Origin of the sequence: Streptomyces sp. NPDC059008, assembly GCF_042749045.1 — a bacterium.
Taxonomy (GTDB): Bacteria; Actinomycetota; Actinomycetes; order Streptomycetales; family Streptomycetaceae; genus Streptomyces.
In genome coordinates this window covers 26,752-39,631 of sequence record NZ_JBHYJC010000030.1, presented here as the reverse complement: position 1 = coordinate 39,631, position 12,880 = coordinate 26,752, and the positions used below count along the sequence as shown (strand labels likewise).

Annotated in this window: 10 protein-coding genes; 6 read left to right on the top strand and 4 right to left on the bottom strand. The window is 73.2% G+C overall.

Annotated features, from left to right (window positions below; translation table 11 throughout):
• Positions 1-6: 6 nt before the first annotated feature.
• Together ACFWZH_RS28085 and rsgA are read right to left on the bottom strand one after the other, a co-directional pair.
• On the bottom strand, positions 7-1,581 hold the full coding sequence (locus tag ACFWZH_RS28085) for a bifunctional transcriptional activator/DNA repair enzyme AdaA (protein ID WP_384437155.1): 1,575 nt from the start codon (positions 1,579-1,581) through the stop codon (positions 7-9).
• A 115-nt stretch (positions 1,582-1,696) separates the two neighbouring features.
• Positions 1,697-2,824, bottom strand: coding sequence for a ribosome small subunit-dependent GTPase A (rsgA, locus tag ACFWZH_RS28080; protein ID WP_384437026.1), 1,128 nt, complete (start codon positions 2,822-2,824; stop codon positions 1,697-1,699).
• A 555-nt stretch (positions 2,825-3,379) separates the two neighbouring features.
• Here rsgA and ACFWZH_RS28075 point away from each other — a divergent pair.
• The 4 genes from ACFWZH_RS28075 (at position 3,380) to ACFWZH_RS28060 (ending at position 8,023) form a co-directional block, all read left to right on the top strand.
• Positions 3,380-4,096, top strand: a complete 717-nt coding sequence (locus tag ACFWZH_RS28075; protein WP_384437023.1) for a Crp/Fnr family transcriptional regulator — start codon at positions 3,380-3,382, stop codon at positions 4,094-4,096.
• A gap of 116 nt (positions 4,097-4,212) precedes the next feature.
• Positions 4,213-4,992 carry a hypothetical protein gene (locus ACFWZH_RS28070; RefSeq protein ID WP_384437020.1) on the top strand — a complete coding sequence of 260 codons (780 nt, stop codon included), beginning with the start codon at positions 4,213-4,215 and terminating at the stop codon, positions 4,990-4,992.
• Positions 4,993-5,006: 14 nt separating this feature from the next.
• Positions 5,007-7,148 (top strand): hypothetical protein, encoded by a 2,142-nt coding sequence (locus tag ACFWZH_RS28065; protein ID WP_384437017.1) that lies wholly within the window; start codon positions 5,007-5,009, stop codon positions 7,146-7,148.
• Entirely contained in the window at positions 7,145-8,023 is an 879-nt protein-coding gene (locus ACFWZH_RS28060) for a hypothetical protein (RefSeq protein WP_384437014.1), read from the top strand. Before ACFWZH_RS28065 ends, ACFWZH_RS28060 begins: the two co-directional genes overlap by 4 nt.
• 16 nt (positions 8,024-8,039) lie before the next feature.
• Here the strand turns inward: ACFWZH_RS28060 and ACFWZH_RS28055 are convergent, their stop codons facing one another.
• Positions 8,040-8,591: a hypothetical protein gene (locus tag ACFWZH_RS28055; RefSeq protein WP_384437011.1), complete on the bottom strand. Its 552-nt coding sequence runs from the start codon at positions 8,589-8,591 to the stop codon at positions 8,040-8,042.
• 105 nt (positions 8,592-8,696) lie between these two features.
• Here ACFWZH_RS28055 and ACFWZH_RS28050 point away from each other — a divergent pair, with 105 nt between their 5' ends.
• Together ACFWZH_RS28050 and ACFWZH_RS28045 are read left to right on the top strand one after the other, a co-directional pair.
• Complete coding sequence (locus ACFWZH_RS28050) at positions 8,697-9,974, top strand: OmpA family protein (protein ID WP_384437008.1); 1,278 nt, start codon at positions 8,697-8,699, stop codon at positions 9,972-9,974.
• Between the two features lie 64 nt (positions 9,975-10,038).
• Positions 10,039-11,298 carry a hypothetical protein gene (locus ACFWZH_RS28045; protein ID WP_384437006.1) on the top strand — a complete coding sequence of 420 codons (1,260 nt, stop codon included), beginning with the start codon at positions 10,039-10,041 and terminating at the stop codon, positions 11,296-11,298.
• A 34-nt stretch (positions 11,299-11,332) separates the two neighbouring features.
• Here ACFWZH_RS28045 and ACFWZH_RS28040 read toward each other — a convergent pair whose 3' ends face one another.
• Positions 11,333-12,868 carry a long-chain fatty acid--CoA ligase gene (locus tag ACFWZH_RS28040; protein ID WP_384437003.1) on the bottom strand — a complete coding sequence of 512 codons (1,536 nt, stop codon included), beginning with the start codon at positions 12,866-12,868 and terminating at the stop codon, positions 11,333-11,335.
• Positions 12,869-12,880: the final 12 nt, after the last annotated feature.

Below are 12,880 nucleotides of genomic sequence, written 5' to 3'. Positions count from 1 at the left end.
GAGGGGTCACCCGGCCCGGACGGCGGCGTACCCGGCCGGCTCGGGCACCGCGTCCGGCTCCGCGCCCCCCGGTGCCCCGCCTCCCGGCAGCTCACCCACCGGGAGCAGCCCGGCGCTCCACAGATGGTGCAGGGCGTACGCCCCCCAGGGCCGCCACGCCGCGGCCGCCCCCGCCCCCACCCGCTCCCGCGCCGCCCCGGTCCCCACATCCGGGTCCCCCAGGGCCCGCATCCTGATGTACGCGGCCGCGCGCGGGCCGACCCCGGGCAGCGCGGCCAGCGTCCGCTCGGCCGCGTCCCGGTCGGCGCCCGCGTCCAGCACGACCACCCCGTCGGCGAACGCCGCGCACAGGGTCCGCACCGGCTCCGCGACCTGCCCGTCCGTCAGCTCCGCGGGCGTCGGGAAGAGGTGGGTGAGGCCGCCGTCCGCCGCGTCCAGCGGCTTTCCGTACGCCCGCACCAGAGCGGCGGCGCGCGTCGGCGCACCACCGAGCACGATCCGTACCGCCAGCTCCTCGGGGTCCGCGGCACCGGGCGCACGCAGCCCCGGGCGCGCGGTCACCAGCGGGCCGAGCAGCGGATCCGGTCCGAGCCGCTCGGCGACGGCGTACGGATCGGCGTCCAGGTCGAACAGCCGGCGCATGCGTTGGACGGCCGTCGGCAGGTCCCGCAGGTCGGTCAGCCGCAGCCGGCACTCCAGCCATCCGCCGTCCGTCCCCCGCGCGGCCGGGCACACCAGGCCGGCCGGCGGCCGGTGCCGTCCGCGCGGCCCGGCGGGCTCGTCGACCTCGGCGATCCCACTGCCGTGGTCGAGCCGCAGCGTGCGGCGGTACGTACGCGAGCCGCGGTCGCCGCGTACCTCCTCGACCCCCGGTACCGCCCGTACCTGCAGGAAGTCGAAGACCTCGGCCGCCGCGTACGGCCCGCGGTGGGCGAGCCGCAGCGGAATGCCGCCGAGCGCCGCGAGGCTCCCGGGCTCCGCCCCGGCCCCGGCACCGGCTCCTGCTCCGCCGCTGCCGCGCCCGCGCCCGACCGCGGCCCGCAGCTCGCTCGGCGTCCCCGCGTAGATCTCCCGCATCGTGTCGTTGAACTGGCGGATGCTGGCGAAGCCGGCCGCGAACGCCAGCTCGGTGACCGGCAGCCGGGTGGTCTGCAGCAGCACCCGCGCGGTGTACGCCCGGCGGGCCCGGGCCAGCGCCACCGGTCCGGCGCCGAGCTCGGCCGTCAGCTGCCGCTGCACCTGACGCGGGCTGTAGCCCAGCCGCCGGGCGAGCCCGCCGACGCCCTCCCGGTCGACCACGCCGTCCCAGATGAACCGCATGGCCCGGCCCACCAGATCGGCCCGCACGTTCCACTCCGCGGAACCGGGCACGGCGTCCGGCCGGCACCGGCGGCAGGCCCGGAACCCCGCCGTCTGGGCGGCGGCCGCCGACGGGAAGAACCGCACGTTCACCCGCTTGGGCGTGACCGCCGGGCAACTGGGCCGGCAGTAGATACCGGTCGTCACCACGGCGAAGAAGAACTCCCCGTCGAACCGCCCGTCCCGACTGGACACCGCTTCGTACCTGGCCTCATCGTCCATCACACCCCCAGTGTCCGCCGCGCCCGGCGCCGTGACTGGCGGAAATCGGACAGGGCGTTCGGGGGCCGGCCCACACCGGCCGGCCCCCGAAGGCGACAGCGGGAGGCCGCTCACCTCACCTCCGCGCTCCCCGCTTCCGCTCGCCCATGTGCCGCCCCAGCGCCTGCTTCTGCTTCCAGTCCCGCCGGATCTCGGCGCGCAGCCGGGCGTCCGTCTTCGCCACGATGCGCTGGTTCTCGCGCAGCAGCTTCCGGTAGCTCTCCAGCCGCCGAACGGGCAGCTCCCCGTGTTCCACCGCCTCTTGTACGGCGCAGCCGGGCTCGGCCTGATGGGCGCAGTCCTGGAAGCGGCACTCCTCGGCCAGTTCCTCGACGTCCGCGAAGGTCCGGGCGAGCCCGCCCTGCGCGTCCCACATCCCGACGCCGCGCAGGCCGGGCGTATCGATCAGCACCCCGCCGCCGGGCAGCGCATGCAGATCCCGGGTGGTCGTGGTGTGCCGCCCCTTGCCGTCCCGGTCGCGGATCGCCTGGACGACCTGCACGTCCTCGCCGACCAGGGCGTTGGCCAGCGTGGACTTGCCCGCGCCGGACCGCCCCAGCAGCACGGACGTCCCCCCGGAGAGCACGGCGGACAGCACCTCCAGCCCCTCCCCGGTCGCCGAACTGACCGCCAGCACCTGCACACCGGGCGCCACCGACTCGACGTCCGCCACGAGGTGCGCCAGCCCGTCCGGCTCCCCGGCCAGATCCGCCTTGGTCAGCGCCACGAGCGGCTCGGCACCGCTCTCCCAGGCCAGCGAGACGAACCGTTCGATACGCCCGAGATCCAGCACGTCGGTCAGCGACACCGCGATCACCGCGTGATCGACGTTCGCGGCCAGGACCTGCCCGTCGGAACGCTTGGACGAGGCCGACCGCACGAACGACGTGCGCCGCGGCAGCAACGCCCGCACCACACCGTCGATATGGTCGCCCACCCGGCCGTTCTCCAGGTCGATGACGGCCCAGTCGCCGGTGCACGGCACCCGCAGGGGGTCACTGGTCGCCACCAGCGCGGTGTCGGCGAGCACCGTACGCACACCGGCCCCCTCGGCCACGACGGCGTCCACCCGCCCGCGGTCCACGCGGACGATCCGGCCGGGCACGAACCCCTGCCCGGCGAAGGGGGTGAAGCTCTCCGCGAACCCCTCGTCCCAGCCGTAGCCGGTCAGCGGGTGCGCAGCGGAAAGGTTGAACTCGAACAACGGGATGACCCTTCGAGAAGAAGCGGCCCCGGCCAGGTGCGCAGCGCACCACGTGCGACGCGCACTGCGCAACGCACGAAGAAATACAGTGAAGTGAGGTGAAGTCAGCCGGAGACCGCGGGGATGAGAGTGATGGCCTTCTGAATGCGGGCAGCGCCCACCGCAATGACAGTCACCAGTACTCACCTCCGGGATTCCTCAACGGCCGAACGACGGCAGCCCCGGGCCGCCGTCAAGAACATCCCGAGCGTAGAGCAGCGGCCGGGAGCAGCGCCAACCCTTTTTCCAGCGGTTTCGTGTCGTGTTTCTCCAGCGGTGTCGTGTCGTGCAGGACATGCCTGCTCGCCTGCTGAATCCGGGCCTCCGGAAGCCGCTTCCGGGGTGAGTCGGCACCCGGCGCTTTCGTGATCCGCTGTGCGCCCCAGCGTGCGCCCAGCGCATCAAGTCGGCCATGCGCACTCTCTGCCCTGGTGCTCTCCCAACTGCTCTTCTGTGTCAGATGATTCGTACGGATCGGACGAATCGCGGCGGCAGCTGAGGAGAAGAGGAACGCCCTTGACGACACAGTTCGAAACCCAGGGTCGGGAGGAGTGGCCCGTCCGCAGTTTCCTCGGCGGTATGTCGGAAGCCGTGCGCTCCGAGCTGCTCCGGCTCGGTACCCGCTGCCGCTATCTGCCGCAGGAGATCCTGATACGCGAGGGCGACCGCTCCCACCATGTCGTGCTGCTGCGCTCCGGCTTCGTGAAGGTCACCGCGCGCTTGGACAACGGCCATGAGGCGCTGCTGGCCATCCGTGTGGGCGGCGACATCGTCGGCGAGATGGCGGCCATGGACGACGCGCCGAGGTCGGCCACGGTCACCGCCTGCGGAGAGGTGGTCGCCAGCATCGTCCGCGAGTCCGACCTGCGGTTCTTCCTCGGTACCCATCCCGAGGCGGCGCTGACCATCGCGGGGATCGTCGCCCAGCGGCTGCGCTGGGCGAACCGCCGGCGCATCGAGTTCGGCGGCTATCCCGTCAAGGTCCGGCTCGCCCGGGTCCTCGCGGAGCTGGCGGGCTCCTACGGCCATCCGGTGCCGCGTGGACTGGTCATCGGCGTGGACCTCACCCAGCCCGAGCTGGCCGCGCTCACCGGTTCCGCGGAGGTCACGATCCACAAGGCGCTCGCCGACCTGCGCAAGGACGGCCTGATCACCACGGGGTACCGGCGCACCACCGTGCTCGACCTGAGCCGGCTGCGGGAGGTCGCCCGGATGGGCCCGGCCGTTCCGTAACGCCCGCCACTACGGCCGAAAACCGTATTTCTACGACCCACTCGGTGTTTCCCGCCTCCGGCCGCACAGTTGACGCCCGACCTCGGTCAACTACGGCAGACAGGTGGCGAGAGCCCATGACATCGCAGCCCCCCGCCCAGTCCCAACCGCAGCCGCACGCTCAGGAGATCATCACCCGCCATCTGTGCATGGCGGCCGATGTGGAGAAGTACAGCCGCCTCGACACTCCGAGCCAGGAAGCCGTTCAGGCCGACCTGGTCCAGGTGCTGGAGGAGGCGGCCGTACTCAGTGGCCTCGACCGTACGACCTGGTCCCGCCAGCCTCAGGGGGACCAGGAGTTCGCCGTACTGCCTCCGGACACCCCGGAGGCGGTGGTGCTGGGCGACTTCGTCCGGCACCTGGCCGTCCAGCTGGGCGAGCGCAACGCCAACCGCGCCGAAGGGGACCGGATGCGGCTCCGGCTGGCGATCGACATCGGCGTGGCCCGCACCGCCGCACTCGGGTACTCCGGCCCCGCCCCGATAGCCGTGGCCCGGTATCTGAACGCGCCCCAGCTGAAGCGGGTGCTGGAGGTCATGGACTCGACCGACCTCGTGGTCATCGTCTCCGACCGGCTCTACCAGGACGTCGTGCGGCTGCGGGGGCAGGGCCTGGATCCGCAGCGGTACGTCAGCGCGCACATCCGGCAGAAGGAGTTCAGCGGCTACGGCTGGATCCACGTACCGGAGCACGGCCCCGAGGAGGTGCGGCCGCTGGTCGCCGACCCGGAACCGGACGGTGCCACGAGTGGAAGCGGGCCCGCGCCCACCCACCACGTGGGGCGGATCGACGGCGGCGTCGTCCACTTCGGAAGCGGTGACGCGGCCAACACCATCGAGAAGAAGTACTACCGGTGAGGGAGGGTCAGGCGGTGGACGACACCACTGGCTCCGCCGACGAGCCCGTGGAGGAGCCGGTGGACGACGGGTTCGCGGATCCGTCCGGCGCATTCGACGACGAGGAGAGACGGGGGCCGCAGGACCGGTCCGAGGAGGAGCTCGCCGAGCAGGCCGACCACATCCGCCGGCTGCGCCGGCAGGGCCTGCGCGCGCCGTTCGTGTCGGGCGGGGTCGTCGGCTTCGGCGCCGGGGACGCCGCCGGGACGATCAACCACTACCACGGCACCGCTCCGCAGGCCGTCCCGGTCGACGGACGGGTCCCGGGGGCCGACCTCGACCGGCTGCGGGAGCTGTACGTGGAGCCCCGCTCGCACGGCGAGCTGCGCAAGCTGCTGACGCTCCACGGTGTCGCGGTGCTGCGCGGGGCGCCCGGTTCCGGGCGCTGCACCACGGCGCTGCTGACCGCGCAGGAGGTGATGGACGCCGATGTCGTGTACCTGGACCCGGAGGCCGACCTCAAGCGGCTGCTGAACAAGGACCTCCGCCCCGGCGGCCTCCAGCCGGGCCGGGGCCATGTCGTCGAAGGTGACGGCAGGCCCTGGGCGTCCGCGCTGCGCGGGCAGCTCCTCAACCGCCTGCGCGCGGAGACCTACCGGCGCTCCCCGCTGGTGATCATCGTCGACGACCAGGTGCCGGTCGACGGGCTCGACGACCATGTCGTCGAGCACCCGAACACGGAGGACCTGCGGTTCGAGGTGCTTTCGCGGCATCTGACGGTCCTGCTCGACGACCGGCCGGAGGGCTGCCGGAAGCTCCTGGAGCACGAGGCCCTGGCCGAGGAGTTGCGCGGACGCACGTCCATGGCGGAGATCGCGCGCCTGGCCCGCCAGTTGGCGCAGGGTGAGCGGGACGGCCACGACACCGACCGGATCGTCCAGGGGCTGAACGCCCGGCTGCGCGCCAGGGCGGAGCGGCTGCTGCGTCCGCCGGCGCCGTCCGGGGACGGCGGGGCACCGGTCTCCCTGTGGTCCCGGGCGTTCCTGCTGGCCTGTGTGGTGCTCGACGGGACGCCGTTGAGCCGGGTCAGCCGGGAGTCCCATCGGCTGGCGGAGCTGCTGCACGGCGTGCGCTCGCCGTCCTCCGTACCGGAGATGCCGCTCTTCCAGGAGAGCCTGAAGGACTGGCTGGACGACTCCGACGTGGAGTTCACCGACCGTGAGGGCAACCCCGTCGGGGACCGGCATCCGGAGTGCCGGGTGCGGGTCCGTCAGCGCGGTCTCGGCGAGGCCGTGCTGGAGGTGCTGTGGCACGACCACAGCGGGGCCCGCCGGCCGTTGCTGGAGTGGCTGGACGGCCTGGTGATCCGGGGCGAGGAGGACATCCGGGTCGCGGCGGCCCAGACCGTCGGTCTGCTGGCCACCTTCGACTGGACCTACATCCAGGAGGAGCCGCTCGTCCGCTGGGCGACCGACAAGGGGGAGCACGCCGCCCGGCGGCGGTTCGCCGCGGCGTGGGCACTGGAACGGGCGGCGAACGACGACATGCTCGCGCCCCGGGTGCGGCGGCTGCTGCGCAACTGGTCCCGCAGGCGCGACTACCAGGCCTGCGCCGAGGCGGCGTACGGCACCCAGATCGGCGTGCTGTTCCCCGCCGAGGCGCTGGGCAATCTGGAGCAGATCGCGCAGACGCAGATGAAGAGCGTGCGCGCCGCCATCCATGAGATCTACGCCGCGGGGTCGCGGATCCAGACCCTGGAGCGGCTGGCCGACTGGTCGCTCTCACCGCACTACCGGCTGCGCGACGACGCCGCCATGTGTCTTCAGCAGCTCAGCCGGTTCCGCGGCGAGCTGGCGGTCACCGGCTTCCTCAAGGAGCCGGTCCCGCGCGGGCACCTGCTGCGGCTGACCCGGAACGTGCTGCTCAGCCGCGACCTCGCCATCTGGCGGCGGGGCTGGGACACCCTGCGGCTGTGGGTGGAGCGGACCGCGGACGAGCCGGGGCTGGACACCGCGCTGGCGGAGTTCGTCGCCGAGCTGCCGCCCGACACCGGCGACCCCTCGGACCGCCTGCGCGAGCGGTTCCTCTTCTACCTGCGGCTGTGGGAGCACCAGGGCGTCGGTGTCGACGCGGCCGCGCACATCGCTTCTCTTGTCACCGAAAGGTGGTCGATATGACCAGCACCTCGCGTCGCGGCCCGCTCACCTGGCTGCGCGCCCTCCTCGGGCGCGAACCGCAGGCCGCCGCCCCGCTCTTCGAGTCCGCGGAGGTGAACGTCCCGGAGCTGAAGGTGGCGCACCAGGAATCCACCGTGTCGTTCAAAACCCCGGCCCGCGGCGGAGGATTCGACTTCCAGGTCGAGATCCGCTGCGACTGGTGCGCCGAGGGACGGCTGGACCCGGGCACGCTGGAGCGCGCCATCGACGGCTACCGCGCGCGCATGCCGCAGCTGCTCAACGAGCGGGTCCGGGACATCGCCGGCCGGTACGCGCCGTTCCATGTGGAGGAGGCGGAGCGCGCCGTCAACGACGCCCTGCGCGAGGGCGAGTGCTTCGAGAACGGGCTGGTCAGGTGCCGCACCACGGCGATCCTCAAGCCCGCGCCCGAGGTCCTGGAGCAGCAGCGCAGGGCGGCACTGGAGATGCAGGAGATCGAGCACCGCTACGCCAAGTCCGCGCTGCAGGTGCGGCTGCTGGGCGAGGTCGCCGAGCAGTGGCGGGAGTTCCTGGCCGGCGGTCTGGCCGGGGTGCGGCACGACGACGAGACCAGTTCCTGGCTCACGCCCTGGGCGGTGCTGCTGGCGGAGCAGCCGGACAAGGCCGCCACCGAGGTCGGCAGCATGTTCCGGCTGCGCCAGGAGCAGTTCGACCGGTACGTCAAGCTCCTGGGGCGGCAGCACAAGGAGTACGAGGCGCGCGATCTCTTCGAGTTCGTCGCGAAGAACGAGCAGCAACTCGGCCATGCGATGCGGGTCTTCGGGCTGGCCCTGCCGGGCGAGGACGGCTCCGGCGAGGGGCCGGCCGAGCCGCTGCCGCGGCCGGCCCGGGCCTGAGCGGCCGCGGGGCGGCTCAGGCCAGCAGCGGACCGGCGAGGAAGGAGAGCCCGGCGGCCACAGCCATCAGCCCCGTCCAGACCACCCCCCGGGCGATGTACCGGTGCTTGGCCATCACCACCCGGGCCAGTACCGGGATCAGCTGCCAGATCTCCGCCCGCTCGCTGTCCTCGTCCGGTGGCGGGGGGCTGCCGTCGGCGGCGGCCAGCAGCGGCAGGCTGAACCTGTTCGGGGCGGGCGGCGGCCCCAGCCGGGGGCGGAGCGCCTGGACGACGCAGTACACGGCCGGCAGGAACGCGGCCACATGCAGCACGAGCAGGGCGACCGCCACCCAGGCTCCGGGGCCGCCGCGCCCCCAGGCCTCCCGCACCACGCCGCCCTGCGGGATCGCGGTGGCCGCCAGCGCCACCTGGACGGCCCCGAGGATGCCGACCTTCGTGTCGGCGAACTGGGCCGACGCCTGGAGCGAGGTGTAGACGGCCAGCCCCGACCGGAGGCCGGCGGCACCGCCCTCGTTCTCGCCGGAACCTCCGGCGGTGCGGGGGGCTGGGGGAACGGAGCTGGACACGGAGGCCTCCTGGCGCCGGGTGGTCGAAGGCTCCCAGTAACTCCCCTGGTGTGGCCCGACAACAGTCACAAATGCGGATTCCGCTCACTTTTGGAGAACCCGGTAATGACCCTGACGCACATATCCCCCCGCCGCCTCGTCGCCCTGGCCCTGACCATGACCGCCGTCCTGGCGGGCAGCGGCTGCGGCGCCTTCGACATGCCCACGGCACGGCCCTGTACCTGGCTGACCGGTGTCTCCGACGACGCGGGCAGCGCCCGCGAGCAGACCGTCGTGCTCGTGGACCGCAGCTCCTCCACCCGGCCCGACAAGGCCACCGCGTCGACGGCCCGGGTGCCGGACTGGGCGGCCACCCTGCTGGCCGCCCCGGGGCTCGCACTGCCGGAGCTGGAGGGCGGGCTGCTCTCCGTCGCCGGCTTCGACGGCACCCGGGCCACCGTGGACTGGCAGGTGGACCGGGTCTCCGTCACACCGGCGAAGGGCAACGAGACGCTGAAGGAGGACCGGCGCGACGCCCGGCGCGGCTGCCTGGAGAAGCGGCTGCGGCAGCTGTCCGCCGCGGAGCCGAGCGCCGATCGTACGGACGTGCTCGGCGCCCTCGCCGCGGCCGCCGACCAGCTCGCCCCGGGCGGCCGTCGCCGGATCGTCATGGCGACCGACGGACTGGCGAACACCGGCTGCGCCGACCTGCGCTCCGCCGGATTCGACGGCGTGCCGGAGATCGAGGCCATGGTGCGGCGCTGCCGCACGGCGGGCGAACTCCCCGACCTGAAGGGCGCCGAGGTGAGCCTGGTCGGCATCGGCCGCACCGCCCGGGGCCAGGCCCCGTCCTCGCCGCAGACCGCCTGGCTCACCTCGCTGTGGACCCGGCTGTGCCAGGCCTCGGGGGCCGCGCGGTGCAAGGTGGCCGCCACCGCCCGGTCCCACGCGGCGGGACAGCACACCGGGGCCGGGAAGAAGGCCGGCCGGGCCGAGCCCGAGGTGACCTTCCCCGCTGTCTCGGAGCGGCCGGCCGGCCGGGTCACCACCCTCACCCTCCCCGGCTCCGTCCTGTTCGCGACCGACAGCGCGGAGCTGTCCGCGGCGGCCCGCAGCACGCTCGACGACGTCGCACGCCGGGTGAGGGAGCTGCACCCGCTGTCCGTCGCCGTCTTCGGGCACACCGACTCGCGCGGCACCGAACAGCACGGCCGGCAGCTCTCCCTGGCCCGCGCGAAGGCCGTCCGGTCCGCGCTCGTCCAGCGAAGGATCGCCGTCGCCTCGGTGCGCGGCTACTCCGACGACCGGCCCAGCTGCACCCCCGAATACCGCGACGGCGTACCGGACTACGCGGCCATGGCCTGCAACCGCCGGGTGGAGGTCGCCGTGACGGTGCGCCGCTGACCGGCTCCCGGGCCGCCACCTCACTCCCCTACGCAACCCGGCTCTTGAAGCAAAGGACTCGTCCATGTCCCACAACCATCGAGGCATCCCCTGTCACCACGGGTGCGGATGCGACATCCGGCACCTGGTGAAGGGCGCCGAGCAGGGCCCCGAACGGGAGCCCGAGCACCTGGACAACGGTGAGATGCGGATGCTGCTGCGCGCGGCCCGCGAGGTCGCCGAACTCGTCGGCCACAACCGCGAGCAACTCGCCGCCGCACGGGCCCGCACCATCGACGCCCACGCCAGAACCGAGGAGACGCTCCACTCCCTGGCCCGCTTCGAGGCCGCCGCTTCCGTCCGGACGGCCCGGACGGCCCACGAGGCGGTCGAGGCCCGCCATGTGGCGGACGGGGCCCACGACCGGCGCCGCCGCGAGATGTGGATCCGGGTGCTGCGCTGGCCGGTCATCGGTGCGATGGCCGTGTTCGACGCGTGGTACTTCATGCGGGTCTTCCAGTACCTCACCGTCAGCGAGGAGGACGTCTCGCTGATCGAGCAGACGGTCTCCTTCCTGCCGGGTGTCGTGCTGGCCCTGGCCCTGATGCTGTCCGGGCACGCCGTCGCGGCCCCGCTGCACCGGATACGCGAACGGCTGCACGCGCTCCGCGAGCGCCGCCCCGTGCTCGCGCTGCTCGGCTCGCTCACCCTGCCCGGTCTCTACCTGGCCGCCGTGCTGTTCACCGTCACCGTGTGGGCGGTGCTGCGGGCCCGCGACACCGGAGTGGAGGAGGGAGCGATCGAGGGCGCCCGGTACGCGCCCGGCTGGGTCGCGGTGCTGATGCTGGTGCTCGCGATCACCGCGGTGGCCATGAAGGTCGTGGCGCACAACCCGTACGCGGACAGCGCCGCCGAGGCCCGCCGCGGTCTGCTGCGCACCCGGATGACGTACGCCTGGCTGGTGGGGCGGACCGGCCGGGCCCTGCGCGAGCACGAGCAGGCCTGGAGCGACCTGTGCGCGCTGCGGGACGAACTGGCCTCCCATGTGCGGTTGGAGAGCATGCGCGTCTGGGAGGCGGCCATCCTCACCGCCCGTATGCTGCACGGCCAGGCCGGTCCGACGCCGCCCACCCCGGCGCTCCCGGGCGACGGGCCGGTGCAGGCGCCGACGGCGGCCTTGATGGCGCCGCTCTTCGCCGGTGTGGTCGAGCCGCCCCCGGAACTCGGCCCGCTGGTCGAGGCGCACCGCATCGCCCTCACCTGCGCCCCGGCCGAACTGCGGCTGCGCCGCGCCGAACTGATCGGCCGCATCGACCGCCAACTCGGCCCGGCGCAGGCGGTGTGAGGCGCCGGGCGGCCCGCTCGGGGCCGCCGCCGCGTCAGGGGGCCGCCAGGCGGGCGCGCAGCTCCTTCTTGAGGATCTTGCCCGTGGGCCCCTTGGGCAGCTCGTCGACGATCCGGATCTCGCGCGGGTACTTGTAGGCGGCCAACTGCTGCCGGCAGTGCGCGGTGAGGTCCTCGGGGGTGGCCCGCGCGCCGGGGGTGAGGCTGACGACGGCGACGACCTCCTCGCCGAGCCGGTCGTCGGGGCGGCCGACGACCGCGGCCTCGGCGACGGCGGGATGGGTGTGCAGGACCTCCTCGACCTCGCGCGGGTAGACGTTGTAGCCACCGCGGATGACCAGGTCCTTCTTGCGGTCGACGACGAAGAAGTAGCCGTCGTCGTCCTGGTGGCCGAGGTCTCCGGTGTGCAGCCAGCCGCCGCGCAGCGCCTCGGCGGTCTCCTCGGGCCGCCCGTGGTAGCCCTTCATCACGTTGTGGCCGCGGACGAGGATCTCGCCGACGTGGTCGGGGCCCGGTGGGAGTACGGCACCGGTGTCGTCGACGATGCGGACCTCCACGCCCCAGATCGGCTTGCCGATGGAGAGCACCCTGCGCTGCTCGGTGCTGATGTTGAAGGTCGTGGTGCTGGCCGTCTCCGACAGGCCGTAGCCCTCCAGGATGGCCACGCCGGCGAACTTCTCCTCGAAGGCGCGGAGGACCTCGCCGGGCAGTGGCGCGCCGCCGCAGACGCCGATCCGCAGCGCGCCGAGGTCCCGGCCGGCGATGTCGGCCTGCAGCAGGGCGGTGTACATGGTGGGGACGCCGGCGAAGATCGTGCAGCGGTGCCGTTCGAGGGCGTCGAGGACCGTCGCGGACTCGAAGCGCGGCACGAGGGCGAGGGTCCCCCCATGACGTACGGCCATGTTGAGGACGCCGGAGAGGCCGAAGACATGGAAGAGCGGCAGGACGGCGAGGGCGACGTCATCGGGGCGGTAGCCGAACACCTCTCCGGTGACGGTGCAGTTCATATAGAGCTGGAAGTGGGTCAGCTCGGCGCCCTTGGGGCGACCGGTGGTCCCGCTGGTGTAGAGCAGGACGGCGGTGTCGTCCGAGCCGGTCGGTGCGATCTCGCCGGTGTCGTCCGCGGCGTACAGCTCCTCGTAGGGGCGGGTGCCGGCGATCGTCCGGTCGCTGCCGGGCAGGGGGACGACGTAGGTGGCGACGCCGTCGGCGAGCTCGGCGCCCTTGACGGCCTGGTCGGCGAACTCCTCGAAGGTGACGAGGAGTCGGGCGCCGGCGTCGCGGAGCTGGTAGGCGATCTCGGGGGCCTTCAGCAGCGGGTTGAGCGGGACCATGACCAGTCCGGCCTTGAGGATGCCGAAGTAGGCGAACAGGAACTGCGGCACGTTGGGCAGTTGGACGGCGACCCTGGCGCCGGGACCGAGGCCCAGGGCGCGCAGGGTGGCCGCGATGCGGCCGGACGCCTGGTCGGCCTGGGCGTAACTGACGGTCAGCTCCCCGATGTGGCACAGGGGCTTGTCCGGGTGGGATCGGCGGGATTCACGCAGAGCGGTCGCGAGATTGAAGCTCATCCGGGCTCCTGG

Excerpts from the sequence above, each read along its gene's own strand:
- ACFWZH_RS28050 (WP_384437008.1), top strand. The coding sequence starts at position 8,697 with ATGACCCTGACGCACATATCCCCCCGCCGCCTCGTCGCCCTGGCCCTG.
- ACFWZH_RS28070 (WP_384437020.1), top strand. The coding sequence starts at position 4,213 with ATGACATCGCAGCCCCCCGCCCAGTCCCAACCGCAGCCGCACGCTCAG.
- ACFWZH_RS28060 (WP_384437014.1), top strand. The coding sequence starts at position 7,145 with ATGACCAGCACCTCGCGTCGCGGCCCGCTCACCTGGCTGCGCGCCCTC.
- ACFWZH_RS28045 (WP_384437006.1), top strand. The coding sequence starts at position 10,039 with ATGTCCCACAACCATCGAGGCATCCCCTGTCACCACGGGTGCGGATGC.
- ACFWZH_RS28085 (WP_384437155.1), bottom strand. The coding sequence starts at position 1,581 with ATGGACGATGAGGCCAGGTACGAAGCGGTGTCCAGTCGGGACGGGCGG.
- ACFWZH_RS28040 (WP_384437003.1), bottom strand. The coding sequence starts at position 12,868 with ATGAGCTTCAATCTCGCGACCGCTCTGCGTGAATCCCGCCGATCCCAC.